The organism is Streptomyces sp. NBC_01017 (genome assembly GCF_045162795.1).
GTDB classification, from domain to species: Bacteria; Actinomycetota; Actinomycetes; order Streptomycetales; family Streptomycetaceae; genus Streptomyces; species Streptomyces machairae.
The window spans coordinates 5,203,135-5,222,310 of the sequence record NZ_CP108683.1; the positions used below are offsets into that span (position 1 = coordinate 5,203,135).

Below are 19,176 nucleotides of genomic sequence, written 5' to 3' on the forward strand. Positions count from 1 at the left end.
GCACGCGCAGGGGAACATACGACCGACTCCTGCGGGAGTTCGCGGTTTGTTCAACTAGCTCACAGGAAAGGGGCGTTCACCGGAATCACACCACTGGTTGGGCACTGCTCCCGCTACTGCGCCCGCTACTGCTTCCGGTACGTCAGCTTCTCCCCGCTGCTCGTGTTCACCCGCTCCAGCCTGCCGTCCGGCAGCAGCGTGATCTCGGTGGCGCCGCCCGGTGAACAGGAGGTGGCGGGCTCGCCGGTCGTCACGGTGGACGGGCCCATCGCCAACGGGCCGTTCCCGACCGGCGCTCGGGTCAGGTCCGCCTCGAACTCGCAGTGGTAGGTGCCGGTTCCGGCGGGACCGTCGGCGACGAGGGAGAGAACCGTGTCGCCGACCTCGCCCTGCCGGATGGTCAGCCGGCGGGTGTTCGCGCCGCCCGCGTTGTCGATCGAGGCCGTCCAGGTGCCCAGGAAGCCGGGCGGGATCACACCGTCCCCCGGCGCCGAGGTGGTCGGGCTCGGGGAAGGGGTGGGGGCGTTCGGGTCGTCGCCCCCGGAGCCGGTCGTGTCGGTGGTGACGGTCGGGGAGACGGTCGGATCACCGCCGGTCCGCTCCTCACCGCCGCCGTTCATCAGCCCGTACACCGAACCACCGGCGGCAAGGGCGACGACCAGCGCGATGAGGACGAGGGCCACCGTGGAACGACCGCTCCGGCGGGGCTCCTCGGGGGCGGTGGGAAGGTACGGCAGGGGTACGTCGTACGGCGGGGTGGGGCCGTACGACGAGCCGTGACCGTACGGCGGGTTCGGGCCGTACGAGGGTGTGGCGCCGTACGACGGGGCCGGGCCGTGGGGCAAGTGCGGGCCGGGCTCCGGGTAGCCGTACGCCGGCTGCTGCGGGTGCTGCTGCGGAGAGCCGTAGGCCGGGTGGGCCGGGGTGCCGCCAGGGGCGGCGGCGTCTCCGAAGGCGCCCCCGGGCGGGGCACCCGGCCCCGGCGGCGGGCCGACCCGGGTCGCGGCCGCGGTCGGGAGCTGGTCCGGCGGTGTCGCCCCGGCGGCCGGGGCGTGCTCGGGCGAGGCCGCGGGGGTCGGCTCCCCGGAGCCACCCTCCGCCGGGCCGGGACGCGCGGGCCCGTCCGCACCTCCGGGCCTCGCGGACCCCTCCGCTCCGCCGGCTTCCCCCGGCCCGACCGGATCCTCCGTGTCCAGCAGCCGCACCGCATGCCGCCCCAGCTGCGCCACCAGCGCACTCGGCAGCCACGGATCCCGGGACCGCCCCCCGGAGACGGTGTCCTCGGCCCCCGTGCGCTCCAGGATCCGGTCCAGTGTCGGCCGGGCGCCCGGGTCCTTGCGCAGGCAGTCCCGCACCAGCTCGGCGATCCCCTCGGGCACCCCTTCCAGGTCGGGTTCCTCCTGGGCGATGCGGAACATCAGGGCGTGCGCGCCGCTGTCGACGGAGCCGAAGGGCAGCCTGCCGGTCGCGGCGTACGAGAGCACCGAGCCCAGGCAGAACACGTCGCACGCGGGCGTGATCCGGTCCCCCCGCACCTGCTCGGGCGCCATGAACCCCGGTGAGCCGACGAGCGCGCCGGTGCGGGTGAGCCCGCTCTCGCCGCCCACCGTCTCCAGCGCCCGGGCGATCCCGAAGTCGATCACGCGGGGCCCGTCGATGGTGACCAGCACATTGGACGGTTTCAGATCCCGGTGCACTATCCCCGCGGCATGGATGTCCTTGAGCGCGTGCGCCAGCCCGGCCGTCAGGATCCGCACCGAGCGCTCGGGCAGGGCCCCGTGGTCGCGCCCGACGACCCGCTGCAGGCTGGGCCCGGCGACATACCCGGTGGCGACCCAGGGCACGTCGGCCTCGGTGTCCGCGTCCAGCACCGGCGCGGTCCAGAACCCGCCGACCTGCCGCGCGGCCTGCACCTCCTGCCGGAACCGGGCCCGGAACTCCTCCTGGGCGGCCAGTTCCCGCCGGACGAGTTTCACGGCGACGGTACGGCCGCGGTCGGAGCGGGCGAGATACACGTCCCCCATGCCGCCCGCTCCCAGCCGCGCCAGCAGCCGATAAGCCCCGATCTGCTGCGGATCACCCGACCCCAGCTTCTCCATCGCTCGCCCCCAACCCCACCCACGCAAGCCCCCGCCTACGCGACGGCCCCACGATAGTGCGGCATACCGGGAGGTGAGCGGGGCGGCGTCTACGGTTCGGTAACGGGAGCGTCGATCCCGTCGAGGACCTTCGACAACCGTTCCAGGACCCGTACGGCCTCGGCGAGCTCCGCGTCCCCGAAGGCGTCGGCCAGCCGGTCCGCGAGGGCGGCGTGCCCGGGGTTGATCCTGGAGATCGCCGCGCGCCCCTCCTCGGTCGGCGCGAGGAGCTTCGCCCGGCGGTGCGCGGGGTTCGGCCGGTATTCGGCGAGCCCCTTCTCCACCAGCAGGTCCGCGATGCGCTGCACGCTCTGCCGGGTGATGCCCATGGCGCGGGCGACGCCGGCGACGGGCAGGGGTTCGCCGAGCACCGCGCCCAGCACCTGCCACCAGGCCGCCGTCAGCCCGGCCGGCCGGGCCAGTTCCTCGGCGACCGCGAGGAACTGGCCGTTGAGCCTGAAGACACCGAGCGCGCTGCGGCTCAGCAGATCCTGGCGTTCCTCGCTCACAGAACTCCGGCCTTCTCCAGTACGGCGTACGCCTCGGCGTCGGAGTCGTGGAAGAGGCGGTACCAGGCGTCGACGGCCTCGTCGTCGTACACCTTCAGCAGCCGCAGGATCTCCCGGGCGAAGGCGACGGGTTCGGTCGGGCCGGCGGTGACGAGCCCGCCGTCGGTGACGGCGTCGGCCTCGACGTACCGCTCGCCGCCGCCGTAGCCGGTCGCGGCCAGGTAGAAGGAGATCGCGCTGGTGTGGTCCCGGTCGTCGAGCAGCCCCTCGCGCGCCATCCCGGCCGTCGCCCCGCAGATCGCCGCGACGGGCACACCCGCGTCCAGGAACTCCCGCGCCTTGCGGGCGAACGGGGCGAGCTCGTCGCCCGTGTCCCAGAGGTCGGCGCCCGGGAGGATCAGCAGGGCCGCGTCGGCGGGCCGTACGTCGTCCAGGGCCAGGTCGGGCTGGATGCGCAGCCCGCCGACGGTCGTGACGGGTTCCCGGGTCGGGCCGACCGTACGGATCTCGTATCCGGCGCGGGCGAGCTGGGCGGTGGCGTGGCCCGGCTCCCAGTCGGCCAGCGTGTTGTAGACGGCGAGGTACACGGGCTTGCTCATGGCTCCTCCTGGAGACCTCGAAGATGACAACATCCTGTCACTTAGACAGCTTACTGTCAACGGGCGGGTTGTATGGGCGTCGACAATCTGTCGCGGAAACCCAGCGACCGCAGACAGGACGCCGATATCGCGCCGGAAGGGCCCACCCGTACGCTCGGCCGCATGACCCCTCAGCCAAATCCCGAGGTCGGCGCCGCCGTGAAGGCCACGGACCGTGCGCATGTCTTTCACTCCTGGTCCGCTCAGGAACTCATCGACCCGCTCGCCGTCGCCGGTGCGGAGGGGTCGTACTTCTGGGACTACGACGGCAACCGCTACCTCGACTTCACCAGCGGGCTCGTCTACACGAACATCGGCTACCAGCACCCGAAGGTCGTCGCCGCGATACAGGAGCAGGCCGCACACCTGACCACCTTCGCGCCCGCCTTCGCCGTCGAGGCCCGGTCCGAGGCGGCGCGGCTGATCGCCGAGCGGACGCCGGGCGACCTGGACAAGATCTTCTTCACCAACGGCGGCGCGGACGCCGTGGAGCACGCCGTACGGATGGCCCGGCTGCACACCGGGCGGCCGAAGGTGATGTCGGCGTACCGGTCGTACCACGGCGGTACGCAGCAGGCCGTGAACATCACCGGCGACCCGCGCCGCTGGGCCTCCGACAGTGCCGCGGCCGGTGTCGTGCGCTTCTGGGCGCCCTTCCTCTACCGCTCCCGGTTCTACGCCGAGACCGAGGAGCAGGAGTGCGCGCGGGCGCTGGAGCACCTGGAGACGACGATCGCCTTCGAGGGCCCGTCGACCGTCGCCGCGATCATCCTGGAGACGGTTCCCGGGACGGCCGGGATCATGATTCCGCCGGCCGGCTATCTGGCGGGCGTCCGCGAGATCTGCGACAAGTACGGGATCGTCTTCATCCTGGACGAGGTCATGGCGGGGTTCGGGCGGACCGGTGAGTGGTTCGCGGCGGACCTGTTCGATGTCACGCCCGACCTGATGACCTTCGCCAAGGGCGTGAACTCCGGGTACGTGCCGCTGGGCGGCGTGGCCATCTCCGGGGCCATCGCACAGACCTTCGCGAAGCGGCCGTACCCCGGTGGTCTGACCTACTCCGGGCACCCGCTGGCCTGCGCGGCCGCCGTCGCGACGATCAACGTCATGGCCGAGGAGGGCGTCGTCGAGAACGCCGCCCGGCTCGGCTCCGACGTGGTCGGACCCGCGCTGCGTGAGCTGGCCGAACGTCACCCTTCCGTCGGCGAGGTCCGCGGCGTCGGCATGTTCTGGGCGCTCGAACTGGTCAAGAACCGGGAGACCCGCGAGCCGCTGGTGCCCTACAACGCGGCGGGCGAGGCCAACGCCCCCATGGCCGCGTTCGGCTCCGCCGCGAAGGCGGGCGGCATCTGGCCCTTCGTGAACATGAACCGCACCCACGTCGTCCCGCCCTGCAACGTGACGGAGGCGGAACTGAAGGAGGGCCTCGCGGCGCTGGACGCTGCGCTGGCTGTGGCGGACGGGTACGTGGAGTAGGCGTCCAGGGGGTTTGCCCACCGGCCCACCCGTCTCGGTCGGCCAGGAGGCTGGACTCGAAACCCCTGGGGGCTCCGCCCCCAGACCCCCAGCCTCATCCACCCACCACCCGACTCGGTCAGCCAAGAGGCCGAACTCGAAAAGCGACCCGGGGCTCCGCCCATCAAACAGCCTCGCCCCTCGGCGCCGGCCCGGCATTCCAGCCCGTCCGGCGTTCGAGGACAAGCCACCGCCATCCCCAGCCCCCACCCACCCGCAGGTGGCTTCACCTCTCCACGCCGGTCCAGGCAATTCAGCCCGTCCGGCGTTTGAGGACGAGGCCGTTCAGGCCGACAGCGGGGGTCTGGGGGCGGCAGCCCCCAGAGGCGGGGTCGAAGGGGCGGCAGCCCCTGGAGGACGGGACGGGCAGGGGCGGCAGCCCCTGGAGGACGGGAGGGGCAGGGGCGGCGGGGGCGGAAAAGTCCGGCCGTCGCGGGAATCTCACGCGGAAGCCGAACGCGTAAGGTGGCGTGCTCGTAGACATACATGCGCACGCCACCTCATCGCGACGACGGGAGACGCCCTCACCATGCCCGGCACCGGCACCGGCGGCAACGGCTCCGTGACCCGCAGCACCCTGCGGCAGCAGATCGCGGACGCACTGCGCGACGAGGTACTGTCCGGGCGGCTGCAGGCAGGCCGGGAGTTCACGGTCAAGGAGATCGCCGACCAGTACGGCGTCTCCGCGACCCCGGTCCGCGAGGCACTCGTCGACCTCTCCGCGCAGGGCCTCCTGGAGGCCGACCAGCACCGCGGCTTCCGCGTGCACGAGTACTCCGTCGACGACTACCGCGGCATCATCGAGGCCCGCGGCCTGGTCACCGACGGCATGTTCCAAGTCCTGGCCACCGACCAGAAGGGCCACCGGGATCCCGACGACCCGCGCGTCCTGGCCGCCGCCGTCGGGGTACGCCGCCGCGCCGAGGAGGCGCAGCGCGCCGCCACCGCAGGCGACCTCACCGTACTCATCGGCTACGACCTGCGCTTCTGGCGCGAACTCGGCGCCCTCTTCGGGAACCCGTACCTCTCCGACTTCCTGCACCGGCTGCGCGTGCAGTCCTGGGTCTGCGCGGTCCAGCATCTGCGCCGCCTCGACGATCTGCGCGGCCACCTGTGGTCCCGGCACACCGAACTGGTCGACGCCCTGATGCGCCGCGACCTGCCCACGGCCCGCTCGATCATCGCCGACCACGACGCCAGCGCTCTCGCCCTGATCGAGCGACTGGCGGGCGGGTGACCCACGAGCGGGAGCTGCGAAAGGCCCCGACGTGCGGCGACCCCCGACCTCCGGAACCCCGGCGCCCGCCGGCACCGGCTGCGCGAACTCCCGGGCCGGGCGGGCAACTTGCTCATCCGCCGAACGACCGTACCCGGCATCGGAGAAGCTGGTGGGCGCTCCGGAGAGGTGGGTGGACGGAGTGTGGGTATGGGACCTGCACGAGCGGGGACTTGCATGACGAGCCCCGGAAGAGCCCGGGCCCTGAAGAGCCCCACGAAGACCGGCATGAGGGGGTCCGCCCCGGACCCGCACCGATTACCCTTCCCTGACCACCGTGCTACCCACTGTGCTACGCCTTTGCCACGCCGTGTGACTGCTGCCCGACCGCTGTGTGAGGAGCCCTCTTTTGGCCTGTGACCTGTGGCTGGTACCGCTCGTCGACGTGTTGTGCCACACCCCCGACAACCCGTTCGCCGAAGAACTCGCGCAATACAACAAGGTGCTGACCGAGGCCGGGCTGCCGCCGGTTCCGGTGTACCAGTACATGCCGGGCCTGTCCGGCGACGTCGCCCCGGTCGCCGGCTTCGACTACGACGCCCTGCACTTCCTGCGCCGCGCGTATCTGCTCCAGGTCTGCGGCCTCCCGGTGACCCCGGTCGACGACCTGGGCGGGGACTACGAACAGCTCCTGGAGATGTTCGAGTCGACGGCCCAGCAGTCACACCTGGTCTGGCACTACGACCACGCGGGCGCCTACGTCCCCGTCGACTTCCCGAACCCGCTCGCCAACGACGAGCTCCTGGCGGGCGGCGGCCCCCTGGGCTCCTCCCAGGCACTCCTGCGCGAGCTGGAGTTCGTGGCCCAGATCATCGGCATCGACCCGGCCAACCCCCCGGCGCCGCCGCAACCCCCGCTCTCCCCCACGTCCTTGGAGGAGCCGGCGGTCCCCGGCCCCTACGACCCGAGCCCCTTCGCCCGCGAACGGCACGTGTGGCTGGGACTGCACGCGGCGGCGACGCGGAGCCTGGCGCAGGGGTCGATGATCGTCTTCAGCTGACGGTCAGCCGACCTTCAGCTGGGCGAGCCCCTTCTGGACGTCCTCGGCGTTCATCACCGGCGTGTACTCCACCTTGGCGCCCAGCTCGAAGAACAGCGGTTCGGCGATCGCCGGCATCTGGGAGGGCTCCTTCAGATCGAAGAAGAGGAACATCGTGCGCAGCCCGTGCTCGGTGGTGAAGTAGGCGGCCTCCGGCTTGACCTTCTCCATCAGCTCCTGGATCACCTGGGGGAGCTTGCCGGCGCGGATCGCCTCGTTCCCCTTCTCCGTGTCCATATTCGCCTTCAGTAGCACGCGCATGACACACCTTCGTTCCGGTCGTCGCTGAGCCGTACGACCTCACGCTATGGGCGCCCTGCACGATCCGCCCGTTCACTGCTCCATCAGGAGAAGGAGGGGCGCCCAGGCGGGCGCCCCTCTTCGACTCACAGGAACGAGCTGATCTCGATCGTCTCGTCCCGGCCCGGACCCACGCCGATCGCGGAGATCGGGGCGCCGGACATCTCCTCCAGTGCCTTGACGTAGGCCTGGGCGTTCTTCGGGAGGTCGGAGAACGACTTGGCCTTCGAGATGTCCTCGGACCAGCCGGGCAGCATCTCGTAGACCGGCTTGGCGTGGTGGAAGTCGGTCTGGGAGTACGGGAGCTCCTCGACGCGCTTGCCGTCGATCTCGTACGCCACGCAGACCGGGATCTGCTCCCAGCCGGTCAGGACGTCCAGCTTGGTGAGGAAGAAGTCCGTCAGACCGTTCACGCGGGTCGCGTACCGGGCGATCACCGCGTCGAACCAGCCGCAGCGGCGGTCACGGCCGGTCGTCACGCCCCGCTCGCCACCGATGCGGCGCAGCGCCTCGCCGTCCTCGTCGAAGAGCTCGGTCGGGAAGGGACCCGAGCCGACGCGCGTCGTGTACGCCTTGAGGATGCCGATGACGCGGCTGATCTTGGTGGGGCCCACGCCGGCGCCCGTGCACGCACCACCGGCGGTGGGGTTGGAGGACGTGACGAAGGGATAGGTCCCGTGGTCGATGTCGAGCAGCGTGCCCTGGCCGCCCTCGAAGAGGACCACCTTGTCCTGCTCCAAGGCCTGGTTGAGGACGAGGATCGTGTCGGCGACGTACGGCGCGAGCTTGTCGGCGTAGCCCAGCAGTTCCTCGACCACCTGGTCGACGGCGATCGCGCGCCGGTTGTAGAGCTTGGTGAGGACCTGGTTCTTGACGTCGAGGGCCGCCTCGACCTTCTGGGTCAGGATCGACTCGTCGTAGAGGTCCTGGACCCGGATGCCCACGCGGTTGATCTTGTCCGCGTAGGTCGGGCCGATGCCGCGGCCGGTCGTGCCGATCTTCCGCTTCCCGAGGAAGCGTTCCGTCACCTTGTCCACCGTCACGTTGTACGGCGTGATGATGTGAGCGTTACCGCTGATCAGGAGCTTCGACGTGTCGACGCCGCGCTCGTTCAGCCCGTTCAGCTCGGAGAACAGGACCGACGGGTCGACGACGACGCCGTTTCCGATGACCGGGGTGCACCCCGGGGACAGGATTCCGGAAGGGAGCAGGTGAAGGGCGTACTTCTGATCGCCCACGACTACCGTGTGGCCGGCGTTGTTGCCGCCTTGGTAGCGCACCACATAGTCGACGGAGCCGCCTAGCAGGTCCGTCGCCTTTCCCTTGCCTTCGTCACCCCACTGAGCACCGAGCAGCACAAGTGCGGGCACGCGCGTACACCCCTTCCGGGCGGGGCATGTCCAAGGTCAGGGGTGTACGCGGAGGTCTTCCACCGTGTACACCTCGACCGGACGCGACCGTCGTTGGCCGCGAACCGTCGGACCGGATAGCCCCGGAATAGACGAAGCCCCTGGCGCAATAGCGCAAGGGGCTCTTGCACAAAGATGCTACCCGAGGAAGCGAGGCATGGCCGAGGTGGCGACTTTCGCGACGTCCGATCAGCTGCTGGTGGTGATCGATCCGGTTGCTCGGAGGACGGACGGTGAGTCCGTCAGGATCGCGAAAGACGTGCTCAGCGCGGGTGCGGCCACGAAGGTCTGCCTGCCGGACGATCCCGACGAATTCGCCAGGGCGCTGACCCGACGGGGGTCTCGGCGGCCCGTGGTCGTGGGCGACGACCGGGCGCTGATGCGTGCGGTGACGGTGCTGCACCGGCAGCGGGAGCTGGCCGAATGTGTGCTGTCGGTGGTGCCGGTCGGCGGTGCGCTGGCCCTGGCCGGATCCCTCGGGCTGCCCATAGGGGCGGTGGCGGCGGCCCGGGCGGTGCTGGACGGGGTGGAGCGGCGGCTGGACCTGCTCGTGGACGACAGCGACGGGGTGGTGCTGGGCGCGCTGCGGATCCCGCCGATACGGGACCCCGCCGCGCCGGCCGGGGCCACCGCGGTGGGGTCGATGGCGGGGCGGCCCTGGCTGCGGACGTGTCAGTCGCTCGTACGGACCCTGGTGCCGGCGCGCGGCGCCTCCCCTGCCGAGACGGGACCGTCGCGGCTGCGGGTCGAGGTCGACGGGACGACGCTGGTGGACCTCGACCAGCCGGTCGAGGCGGTGTCGGTGGCGCCGGGGCTCGCCGGGGTGGCCGAGGTGGAGGTGCGCCCCGCTTCGGTCGGCGCGGAGGCCACACCGCTGCGGGCCGAGGGCCGGACGGTGACCGTCTCGGGCGCCCACTTCCGCTACCGGGCCGACACGGCCGTCTCCGGGCCGGTACGCAGACGGACGTGGACCGTGGGCGAGGGCGGGCTGCGGCTGATGCTGCCGGGGCGGTGAGCCGGCCGGCGGGCCTGCCGGGTGCGGACGCGGTCGCCGAGGGTGCGGAGAGCGGGGCGGGTCAGCCCTGGCCGAAGGTCTTCTCGCGGTGGGCCCGCCAGCGCTCCATCATCGCCGCGACCTCGGTCTCCACGAACTCGAAGAAGGCGAGCGTCTCCGCCAGCCGGCGGCCCGCCGGAGTGTCGGCGCCGAGGCTGGTGACGCCCTCGCGCAGGGCCACCTCCCACCGCTTGAGCACGGCCTCGCGGTTGGTCAGGGCCTCGTACCACTGGTCACCGTGCACCCGGTAGCGCTCGCGGCGCGAGCCGGGCTCCCGCTCGCGCGTCACCATGTGCGTCTGGGACAGGTAGCGCACCGCCCCGGAGACGGCCGCGGGGCTGATGCGGAGCTGTTCGCTCAGTTCGGCGGAGGTCAGCACGCCTTTGTCGGAGGAGAGCAGCGCGGCGAAGACGCGGGCGGCCATGCGCTGCATCCCGGCCTCGACGAGCTGCGCCGCGAAGGACTCCACGAACTTCGACACGGACTCCGCGTCCCGGCCTGCCGCCCCTGCGCCGACTGATTCCGTCATGCACCCATCCTATCGAGGCTTTCTACGCTTCCTTAACTTCACAAATTTCTGAAAGAAGCGTACGTTCTGAAGCATGACGAAGGCAATCACCGTCTCCGGACTGCACAAGTCGTTCGGCAAGACGCATGCACTCGACGGCCTCGACCTGGACGTCGAGACCGGCGAGGTCCATGGCTTCCTGGGCCCCAACGGCGCCGGCAAGTCGACCACCATCCGCGTCCTGCTCGGCCTGCTGCGCGCCGACTCGGGCGGCGCGCAGGTACTCGGCCGCGACCCCTGGGCGGACGCGGTGGAGGTGCACAGCCGGATCGCGTACGTGCCGGGTGATGTGACGCTGTGGCGGAACCTGTCCGGCGGCGAGGTCATCGACCTGTACGGCCGGCTGCGCGGGGGCCTCGACAAGCGGCGCCGGACCGAGCTGATCGAGCGGTTCGAGCTGGACCCGACGAAGAAAGGCCGCACGTACTCCAAGGGCAACCGCCAGAAGGTCGCCCTCGTCGCCGCGTTCGCCTCCGACGTCGACCTGCTGATCCTCGACGAGCCGACGTCGGGTCTGGACCCGCTGATGGAGGAGGTCTTCCAGCGCTGCGTCGAGGAGGAGCGCGAGCGCGGCCGTACGATCCTGCTCTCCTCGCACATCCTCAGCGAGGTCGAGGAACTCTGCGACCGGGTCAGCATCATCCGCAAGGGCCGTACGGTCGAGAGCGGCTCCCTGGCCGACCTGCGCCATCTGACGCGGACCAGCGTCACGGCCGAACTGGCCGGTCCGCCCAATGGGTTGGCGCAGCTGCCCGGAGTCCACGACCTCGCCATTCAGTCGATCGAGAAGGGGCAGGGCCACCGCGTCCGCCTCCAGGTCGACACCGACAAACTCGACGCCGTCCTGCGGTCGCTCAGCGAGTCCGGCGTACGGTCGCTGGCCTCGACGCCGCCGACGCTGGAGGAGCTGTTCCTGCGGCACTACCAGGCCGACATGAGCGAGGTGGCCCGATGACGACGGCGACCACGACGACCGGCGACTTCGCCGTACGGACCGGCGGCGGCACCCGCCAACTCGCCGGCACGGGCACGCTGTTGCGCTTCGCCCTGCGCCGCGACCGGGCGATGATCCCGGTCTGGGTGGCGGTGAACGCGCTGATGATCCTCTCCATGCCGAACACCCTGGAGAACCTGTACGCCACCCCGGCCGACCGGGCCGACCTGGTGCAGGACACCGCCACCAACGCCTCCTTCCGCGCCCTGATCGGCCCCGTCTTCGGCGACTCGATCGGCGCCCTGACGGCCTGGCGGGTCGGCGTGTACGCGGGCGCCCTCGCGGCCGTGCTGAGCATGCTCCTCGTCGTACGGCACACCCGTGACGAGGAGGAGAGCGGCCGTCAGGAGCTGGTGGCGTCCGGGATGGTGGGCCGACGGGCCTCCCTGACGGCGGCGCTGCTGACGGCGGCCGTCGCGAATGCCGTACTGGCGGTGCTGGTGACCGCCGGCCTCGCGGGCCAGGGGACGTCCGGCGCGCTGGCGTTCGGGCTCTCTCTCGCCGGGGTCGGCATGGTCTTCGCCACGCTCGCGGCGATCGTCGCCCAGTTCACGGAGAGCGCCCGGCTGGCACGGGGGCTGACGGCGGGGCTGGTGGGCGCCGCGTTCGTGCTGCGCGCGGCGGGCGACTCGGCGTCGGACGACGGTTCGTCGGCGCTGACGTGGGTGTCGCCACTGGGCTGGCTGGAGAACCTGCGGCCGTTCGCACACGAACGCTGGTGGGTCCTGCTGCTGTTCGCGGGGGCGACCGTCGTCCAGGGCGTGGTGGCGTACGAGCTCGCCGGGCGCCGGGACGTCGGCATGAGCTTCCTGCCCGCCCGGCCCGGACCGCCCGACGGCCGCCTCGGCACTGCCGGCGCGCTCGCCTGGCGACTCCAGCGCGGCAGCGTGCTCGGCTGGAGCATCGGGTTCCTCCTCGCCGGGGTCATCTACGGCGGTCTCACCGACGGCGTGGCCGACCTGGTCGGCGACAACGACAACGCCCGCGAGATCTTCCAGCGGATGGGCGGCCAGTCCGGCATCACCGACGCCTTCCTCGCCTCGATGGTCGGCATGCTCGGCCTGATCGCCGCCCTGTACGTGGTGGCCTCCGTCCTGCGGCTGCACGGCGAGGAGACGTCGATGCGGGCGGAACCGATCCTGGCGAACGCGGTGGGCCGCCTGCGCTGGGCGGCCGGCCATCTCGTGATCGCCTTCGCCGGCTCGGCCCTGATCATGCTCCTGGCCGGCCTCGGCTTCGCCGTCGGCTACGGCAACCAGCTCGGCCCGATCCTGGGCGCCTGCCTGGTCCAGCTCCCCGCGGTCTGGGTCGTCGGCGGCCTGGCGGTCCTCCTGTACGGCCTGCTCCCGCGCGCGGCGATGGCGGCGTGGGGGGTGGCCGGGGCGGTGCTGCTGATCGGCTGGGTGGGCCCCGCGCTCGATGTCCCGCAGGCGGTCCTGGACCTGTCCCCGTTCGGGCATCTGCCGAAGCTGCCGGGCGGGGGGATGGAGTGGGGGCCGGTGCTGGCCCTCACCGGTCTCGCGGTGGTGCTGGTGGCCGGGGGGCTGGCGGGGTTGCGGCGGCGGGACATGACGACGTGACCGGGATCAGTCGAAGTACAGCTTGAGCTCCTCCGTGTCGAGGTCGATGCCGACCGGATCGGGGAGAGTTACCTTGCCGCCGAGCCTGACCACGTGGATGTCCCGGTAGCCGTCCTCCAGGTCCGGATCGCTGTGTACGAGGACGGTCAGGTTGTCCCGGTCGATCAGCACATAGACCGGGATGCCGGCCTCGGCGTACGCCCGAGGCTTCTCGACCCGGTCCCGGTTGTGCGTGTCCGAGTCGTACGACGTGATCTCGACTGCCATCAGCACGCCGTGGGGGTCGGCCCAGTCCCCTTGGCCCACGAAGTGATCAACCGGGGCGAGCACCCCGTCAGGTCGGGCCCGTCCCTGGCGGTAGGCCTCCACCTTGAGACCTTGCAATGGATTGAGGTCGAGCTCAGGCCTGGCACGCATGCATTGCCGGATCAGCCACATAGTGATCGCGCCGTGGTTGCCGTTTGTCACTTTCCTGAGCCCGATCCGTCCGTCGATGAACTCGAACCTGACGGTCTCGTCCTCCCGCTCGGCGAACTCGGCGATCCGCTCGAACATGTCCACCGACAACTGAGACGACGCGCGCTCTGCCATAACCGTCATGGTGCCTCCCTTCGTAGGCAGGCACCAGCTTGACGAGCAGCCGACGACCCTCGATCGGGATTCGCTCAGCGATCAGCCGATCGAGTGTTCACCCGACCTCGACGCTCAGCCCCTCCAGCCCCCGGATCACAAAGTTCGGCTTCCGCTCCGGCTCTGCCGCAAGCCGCAGGGTCGGGGCCTGTTCCAGCAGGGCCGTCATCGAGGCGGCCAGTTCGATGCGGGCCAGCGGGGCGCCGATGCAGTAGTGGATGCCGGCGCTGAAGGAGATGTGCGGGTTCTCCTTGCGGGTGAGGTCCAGCTCGGCCGGGGTCTCGAAGACCGTCGCGTCGTGGTTGGCGGAGCCGAACAGCAGGGCGATCTCCGCGCCGCGCGGGATCGTCGTGCCGTCGATCTCGATCTCGTCCAGGACCCAGCGCTCGAAGAGCTGCAGCGGGGTGTCGTAACGCATCAGCTCCTCGATCGCCGAGGGGATCAGGGAGTGGTCGGCCCGCAGGGCCGCCAGCTGGTCGGGGTTGCGGAACAGCGCCCACCAGCCGTTGACCGTGGAGTTCACCGTGGCCTCGTGGCCGGCGTTCAGCAGGAGGACCGCCGTCGAGATCATCTCCTGCTCGGTGAGCCGGTCACCCTCGTCGTACGCGGCGATCAGGCCCGAGATCAGGTCGTCGCCCGGCTCCTTGCGGCGGGCCGCGATCAGCTCCAGGAGGTACTCCGAGAACTCGACCGAGGCCCGGACCGCCCTGGTCGCCGTCTCCTCGGACGGGTTCAGCTCGTACATCCCGCAGATGTCCGCCGACCAGGGCCGCAGCTGCGCCCGGTCCGACTCGGGAATCCCCAGCATCTCGGCGATCACCGCGACCGGCAGGGGCTCCGCGACGTCCGCCAGCAGATCACCGCCACCCGCTTCGACCAGCCCCGACACCAGCTCACCCGCCAGCCCCTGCACATACGGCTTCAGCTGCTCCACCGTGCGCGGCGTGAACGCCTTCGACACCAGCCGGCGGATCCGGGTGTGGTCCGGCGGCTCCAGATCGAGCATCCCGTGGTCGTTCAGGACGTGGAACGGCTCGTGCTCCGGCGGCGGCGCCGTCCGCCCGAAGTCCTCGTGGGTGAAACGGTGCTGGTACGTCCGGCCGAGGCGACGGTCGCGCAGCAACGCCGAGACGTCCGCGTGATGCGGGACCAGCCACTGGTTCGTGGGCTCGAACCAGTGCACCCGGCCCCTGTCCCGCAGTTCTGCGTAGGCGGGGTACGGGTCGGCGAGGAACGCCGGGTCCCACGGGTCGAACGCGAGGGCGGAAGGAGCTGCCATGCCCGGACGTTAGCCCCACCTCCCCCTCCCTGACCAGGGGTGTCCGCTCAGCCCGGCGTGACCAGCCGCGCCTCGTAGGCGAACACCGCCGCCTGCGTACGGTCCCGCAGGCCCAGCTTCACCAGGATCCGGCTGACGTGGGTCTTGATCGTCGACTCGGCGACCACCAGCCGCCCGGCTATCTCCTGGTTCGACAGGCCCTGTGCGATCAGCACCAGCACCTCCGTCTCCCGCTCGGTCAGATCCCCGTACGCCGCGTGCGCGGACGACATCAGACGCGGGGAGTCGGACAGCTTCGAGAACTCCGTGATCAGCCGCCGGGTGATGGAGGGGGCGAGAAGAGCTTCGCCGGCCGCCACCACTCTTACTCCGTCGGCGAGTTGGCGAGCCGAGGCGTCCTTCAGCAGGAAGCCGGAGGCTCCCGCGCGCAGCGCCTGGTAGACGTATTCGTCGAGGTCGAAGGTGGTCAGCACCAGCACCTTCGCCGCGCCGTCGGCCGCGACGATCTCCCGGGTCGCCTCGATGCCGTTGAGCTCCGGCATGCGGATGTCCATCAGCACGACATCCGGGGTGAGTTCGCGGACCCGGTCCACCGCTTCCCGTCCGTTGACCGCCTCGCCGACGACCTCGATGTCCGGCATCGCGTTCAGCAGGACCGAGAAGCCCTCGCGCACCATCATCTGGTCGTCCGCGATCAGCACACGGATGGTCATGAGCCGTCCTCTGTCGTCATGGCGACCGGCAGGAACACGGCCACCTCGTAGCCGCCGTCCTCCGTCCGGTCCGCCGTCATCTCACCGTTCAGCATGCTGACGCGCTCCCGCATCCCGGTGATGCCGTGCCCGGCACCCGGCGAGGGCTTCACGAGGGCCGGCGCGGGCGGCGGCCCGTTGACTATGCGCAGGCCGAGACCACCGAGAACGTATCCGACCTCCACCCGGGCGCTCGCGCCGGGCGCGTGCCGCAGGCTGTTGCTCAGCGCCTCCTGCACGATCCGGTACGCCGACAGCTCCACACCGGGCGGCAGCTCGCGGACCGCGCCGATCACCGTCTTCTCCACGCTCAGTCCCGCGTCCCGCACGTTGGCCAGCAGTGCGTCCAGGTCGGAGAGGGTGGGCTGCGGGGCGTCCGGGGCCTCGTAGTCCTCGGCGCGGACGACGCCCAGGACGCGGCGCAGTTCGGTGAGGGCCGCCACCGCGTTCTCCCGGATGGTGGCGAAGGCCCGCTCCAGCTCCGGCGGAGGGTTCTCCACCCGGTAGGGGGCGGCCTCTGCCTGGATGGCGACGACCGACATGTGGTGGGCCACCACGTCGTGCAGCTCCCGGGCGATGTTCGTGCGCTCCTCCAGCAGGGTGCGCTTGGAGCGCTCCTGCGCGGTCACGGTCTGTTGGGCGGTGACCTCCTGCCGGGCCTCCTTGCGCGTGTGCCAGACGGCGACGACGAGCAGCATCAATGCGGAGAGGATCAGCATCGGGCCGGAGTTCGTGCCGTAGTAGCCCGGCGACCCGAACAGCACGTCCGCCGCGAAGGCGTACGCCGCGGTGACAACCCACATGTAGGCGGCCGTGCGGGGCCTGGTGCGTATCGCCACGACCGTCAGCACGGTCAGATGGCAGAGGAAGGTCGCAGGCAGCCATGGCCAGCCGTCCCACGAACTGCCGAAGACCTGGCTGACCGGGGTGGCCGCCATCGACAGCCAGAACGCTCCGACCGGCCGGACCATGGTCAGCAGGATCGGGATCAGAGCGAGCGGGCCGAGCAGCAGCGCCCCTTTGTCGTTGTCGGCGGCGGACATGAGGAGCGTGAGCAGGCCGATCGTGGTGATCACGGCATGCGGTGTCCAGGTCGCGTACTCGCGCATGCGGCCGGGCAGCCGCCGGGTCACGGGGCCGTCGACCTTCATCCGGGCCAGCGGGCGGTAGGCGAAGGCGTCGTGGAACAGATCCTGGCGCAGCCCCTGCACGGCATTCACGGCCAGCCGGAACTCGGGGCTGCGCGTCTTGGCCCCGTCCCCGGGTGGCGGGGTCGGCATCTGAGTCGTCTCGGTCACGTACAGAACGGTAGGCGCAGGGCCGTGTCGCGGTCGTCCCCAGTGAGAAGGGTTCCCGCAGGTCCATCTCAGGTACTACGGGTATCGCTGCTGGTCGAGGCCGGATGCGGGTGTCCGTGGGCTGCGGCCCCGCTCAGTGTCCGGCGGGCCGCACCACCCCCGATTCATACGCGAACACCGCCGCCTGCGTACGGTCCCGCAGCCCCAGCTTCACCAGGATGCGGCCCACGTGGGTCTTCACGGTCTGCTCGGCCACGACGAGGCGCTCGGCGATCTCCGCGTTCGACAGCCCCTGCGCGATCAGCGCGAGGACCTCCGTCTCGCGTTCGGTCAGGTCGCCGACACGTTCCTTGAGCGGTGCGCGGGGCCGCTTGACCAGGCGGGAGAACTCGACGATCAGCCGCCGGGTGATGCCGGGCGCGAGGAGGGCGTCGCCGGCCGCCACGACCCGGACCGCCTCGGCCAGCTGGTCGGCGGAGGCGTCCTTGAGGAGGAAGCCCGAGGCGCCCGCGTGCAGTGCCTCGTACACGTACTCGTCGAGGTCGAAGGTGGTCAGCACCAGCACCTTGATCTGCGGGGTCGCGGCGGTGATACGGCGGGTGGCCTCGATGCCGCCGAGTTCGGGCATGCGGATGTCCATCAGCACGACGTCGGGGAGCAGGTCGGCGACCTTCGTGACCGCGTCCAGGCCGTCGACCGCCTGGCCGATGACGTCGATGTCGGGCTTGGTGTTGAGCAGCACGGTGAAACCCTGCCGGACCATCTGCTGGTCGTCGGCGATGAGTACGCGGATGGGGCTGCTCGTCATGCGGTGCCGTCCTTGTCCGGGGCGGGGGCGGGGGCGTGGGCGTGGGCGTGATGGGGATCCTGGGGAACGTAGCCGAGGCCTTCGAGGCGCGGGTACGCGGGCAGATAGGCGCTCACCAGGTAGCCGCCGTCCGGCGACGGGTGCGCCGACAGGGCGCCGCCGAGCATCGCGGCCCGCTCCCGCATGCCGAGCAGCCCGTGCCCCGCGCCCGGCGACGGCGGCGCGGGACGCTCCGGCCGCGAGTTGGCGACCCACACGGTCAGGCCGCTGCGCTCGTGGACGACTTCGACGCGGGCGGTCGCGCCGGGGGCATGGCGCAGTACGTTGCTCAGCGCCTCCTGCACGATCCGGTACGCCGACAGCTCCAGGCCGGGCTGCAGCGGGCGGCGCTCGCCGGTGACGTCGAGGGTCACGGTCAGGCCGGCGGCCCGGGTGTTCTCCACGAGCGCGTCGAGCCGGTCGAGGGTGGGTTGCGGAGCGTGCGGGGCGCTTGTCGATCCGGTGCCTGTGCCGGTGCCGCCCGCTTCCACGTTGTCCGGGGCGTCGGGGTGTTCCGAGCGCAGGACGCCCAGGACGCGGCGGAGTTCGGTGAGCGCCTCCAGGGCGTTCTGCCGGATGCCGTCGAGGTTTTCCTTCAGCTCGTCGGACGGGTTCTCGACGAGGTGGGGGGCTACCTGGGCCTGGATGGAGATGACCGACATGTGGTGGGCGACCACGTCGTGCAGCTCGCGGGCGATACGGCTGCGCTCCTCCAGCAGGGTGCGGTGGGCTCGTTCCTCCGCGGTGAGCGTCTCCTGCACGACGAGCTGGGTGCGGGCCTCCTTGCGGCCGCGCAGGGCGGTGCCGACGACGACGGCGATGGCGAAGACGGCGACCGCCGCGGCGCCGGTGCCGGAGTACTTCGTGCCGCCCAGCCCGCCCTGAAGGGCGAAGGTGGCCAGCGCCGACACCGCGAGGGCCGCGACGGCCCTGCGGGTGGGGACGCGGAGGGCCAGGAGCAGCAGGACGCCGGCGTGGGCGATGACTTCTGGGGTGCTCCAGGGCCAGTTGGGGGCGGGGGCTGGGGCTGGGAGGTCTGCGAGGTGGGGGCGGGCGATCATGGCGGTGATGAATGTGGCCGCCAGGCTGAGGGCCCAGGCTCTGCCCGGGCGCCACAGGGCCAGGCACAGGGTGATGCCTTGGGCGAAGCCGGCGATCAGGCCGTCGGCCGTGCTCAGGTCGTAGCTCTCGCTGATTTCGTTGCCGCCCGCCAGGGAGACGCCGAGGGCGATCCAGGTGGTGAGGAAAATGGTCAGCCAGCGGAGCCAGGTTCTCCCGAAGGGTTTGCGGAGGTTGGTGGCGAGGGGGCGTTTCCTTGGTGCGGGCGGCACCGGTGGGGCGTGTTCG

The 19,176-nt window shown here is 71.2% G+C and carries 18 protein-coding genes; 6 read left to right on the forward strand and 12 right to left on the reverse strand.

What is annotated here, in order from left to right:
* Positions 1 to 125: 125 nt before the first annotated feature.
* From OG331_RS23680 to OG331_RS23690, 3 genes are all read right to left on the reverse strand, one after another.
* The gene (locus OG331_RS23680) at positions 126 to 2,099 is read right to left on the reverse strand and encodes a protein kinase domain-containing protein (RefSeq protein WP_406199435.1); all 1,974 of its coding nucleotides are present in this window, start codon (positions 2,097 to 2,099) and stop codon (positions 126 to 128) included.
* Positions 2,100 to 2,188: 89 nt separating this feature from the next.
* Entirely contained in the window at positions 2,189 to 2,647 is a 459-nt protein-coding gene (locus OG331_RS23685) for a MarR family winged helix-turn-helix transcriptional regulator (protein ID WP_406199438.1), read from the reverse strand.
* Entirely contained in the window at positions 2,644 to 3,246 is a 603-nt protein-coding gene (locus tag OG331_RS23690; protein ID WP_406199441.1) for a type 1 glutamine amidotransferase family protein, read from the reverse strand. The genes OG331_RS23685 and OG331_RS23690 overlap by 4 nt, the downstream gene beginning before the upstream one ends.
* A gap of 162 nt (positions 3,247 to 3,408) precedes the next feature.
* Here OG331_RS23690 and OG331_RS23695 point away from each other — a divergent pair, with 162 nt between their 5' ends.
* From OG331_RS23695 to OG331_RS23705, 3 genes are all read left to right on the forward strand, one after another.
* Positions 3,409 to 4,764, forward strand: a complete 1,356-nt coding sequence (locus OG331_RS23695) for an aspartate aminotransferase family protein (RefSeq protein ID WP_406199444.1) — start codon at positions 3,409 to 3,411, stop codon at positions 4,762 to 4,764.
* A gap of 568 nt (positions 4,765 to 5,332) precedes the next feature.
* Positions 5,333 to 6,040, forward strand: a complete 708-nt coding sequence (locus OG331_RS23700) for a GntR family transcriptional regulator (RefSeq protein WP_406199447.1) — start codon at positions 5,333 to 5,335, stop codon at positions 6,038 to 6,040.
* Positions 6,041 to 6,428: 388 nt separating this feature from the next.
* Complete coding sequence (locus OG331_RS23705; RefSeq protein ID WP_406199450.1) at positions 6,429 to 7,079, forward strand: hypothetical protein; 651 nt, start codon at positions 6,429 to 6,431, stop codon at positions 7,077 to 7,079.
* Between the two features lie 3 nt (positions 7,080 to 7,082).
* Here OG331_RS23705 and OG331_RS23710 read toward each other — a convergent pair whose 3' ends face one another.
* Positions 7,083 to 7,379 (reverse strand): hypothetical protein, encoded by a 297-nt coding sequence (locus OG331_RS23710; RefSeq protein WP_406199453.1) that lies wholly within the window; start codon positions 7,377 to 7,379, stop codon positions 7,083 to 7,085.
* Between the two features lie 125 nt (positions 7,380 to 7,504).
* Entirely contained in the window at positions 7,505 to 8,788 is a 1,284-nt protein-coding gene (locus OG331_RS23715; RefSeq protein ID WP_406199456.1) for an adenylosuccinate synthase, read from the reverse strand.
* Positions 8,789 to 8,984: 196 nt separating this feature from the next.
* Between OG331_RS23715 and OG331_RS23720 the strand changes: the two genes are divergently transcribed.
* Positions 8,985 to 9,842, forward strand: a complete 858-nt coding sequence (locus OG331_RS23720; RefSeq protein ID WP_406199459.1) for a diacylglycerol kinase — start codon at positions 8,985 to 8,987, stop codon at positions 9,840 to 9,842.
* Positions 9,843 to 9,903: 61 nt separating this feature from the next.
* On the opposite strand, the gene OG331_RS23725 is transcribed toward OG331_RS23720, so the two are convergent.
* Positions 9,904 to 10,410, reverse strand: a complete 507-nt coding sequence (locus OG331_RS23725; protein ID WP_328880279.1) for a MarR family transcriptional regulator — start codon at positions 10,408 to 10,410, stop codon at positions 9,904 to 9,906.
* A 73-nt stretch (positions 10,411 to 10,483) separates the two neighbouring features.
* On the opposite strand from OG331_RS23725, the gene OG331_RS23730 reads away from it, so the two are divergent.
* Together OG331_RS23730 and OG331_RS23735 are read left to right on the forward strand one after the other, a co-directional pair.
* Entirely contained in the window at positions 10,484 to 11,404 is a 921-nt protein-coding gene (locus tag OG331_RS23730) for an ATP-binding cassette domain-containing protein (RefSeq protein ID WP_406199462.1), read from the forward strand.
* Positions 11,401 to 13,023, forward strand: a complete 1,623-nt coding sequence (locus OG331_RS23735; protein ID WP_406199465.1) for an ABC transporter permease — start codon at positions 11,401 to 11,403, stop codon at positions 13,021 to 13,023. Before OG331_RS23730 ends, OG331_RS23735 begins: the two co-directional genes overlap by 4 nt.
* Positions 13,024 to 13,029: 6 nt before the next feature.
* Here the strand turns inward: OG331_RS23735 and OG331_RS23740 are convergent, their stop codons facing one another.
* The 6 genes from OG331_RS23740 to OG331_RS23765 all read right to left on the reverse strand — a co-directional run bounded on the left by OG331_RS23740 (position 13,030) and on the right by OG331_RS23765 (position 19,160).
* On the reverse strand, positions 13,030 to 13,623 hold the full coding sequence (locus OG331_RS23740) for a Uma2 family endonuclease (RefSeq protein WP_406199468.1): 594 nt from the start codon (positions 13,621 to 13,623) through the stop codon (positions 13,030 to 13,032).
* A gap of 88 nt (positions 13,624 to 13,711) precedes the next feature.
* Positions 13,712 to 14,932 (reverse strand): cytochrome P450, encoded by a 1,221-nt coding sequence (locus OG331_RS23745; protein WP_406199471.1) that lies wholly within the window; start codon positions 14,930 to 14,932, stop codon positions 13,712 to 13,714.
* 47 nt (positions 14,933 to 14,979) lie between these two features.
* Positions 14,980 to 15,645, reverse strand: coding sequence for a response regulator transcription factor (locus OG331_RS23750; protein WP_362383779.1), 666 nt, complete (start codon positions 15,643 to 15,645; stop codon positions 14,980 to 14,982).
* Positions 15,642 to 16,982: a sensor histidine kinase gene (locus tag OG331_RS23755; protein ID WP_406199475.1), complete on the reverse strand. Its 1,341-nt coding sequence runs from the start codon at positions 16,980 to 16,982 to the stop codon at positions 15,642 to 15,644. The genes OG331_RS23750 and OG331_RS23755 overlap by 4 nt, the downstream gene beginning before the upstream one ends.
* A gap of 133 nt (positions 16,983 to 17,115) precedes the next feature.
* The gene (locus OG331_RS23760) at positions 17,116 to 17,790 is read right to left on the reverse strand and encodes a response regulator (protein WP_406199478.1); all 675 of its coding nucleotides are present in this window, start codon (positions 17,788 to 17,790) and stop codon (positions 17,116 to 17,118) included.
* Entirely contained in the window at positions 17,787 to 19,160 is a 1,374-nt protein-coding gene (locus OG331_RS23765; protein WP_406210231.1) for a sensor histidine kinase, read from the reverse strand. The genes OG331_RS23760 and OG331_RS23765 overlap by 4 nt, the downstream gene beginning before the upstream one ends.
* Between the last annotated feature and the right edge of the window lie 16 nt (positions 19,161 to 19,176).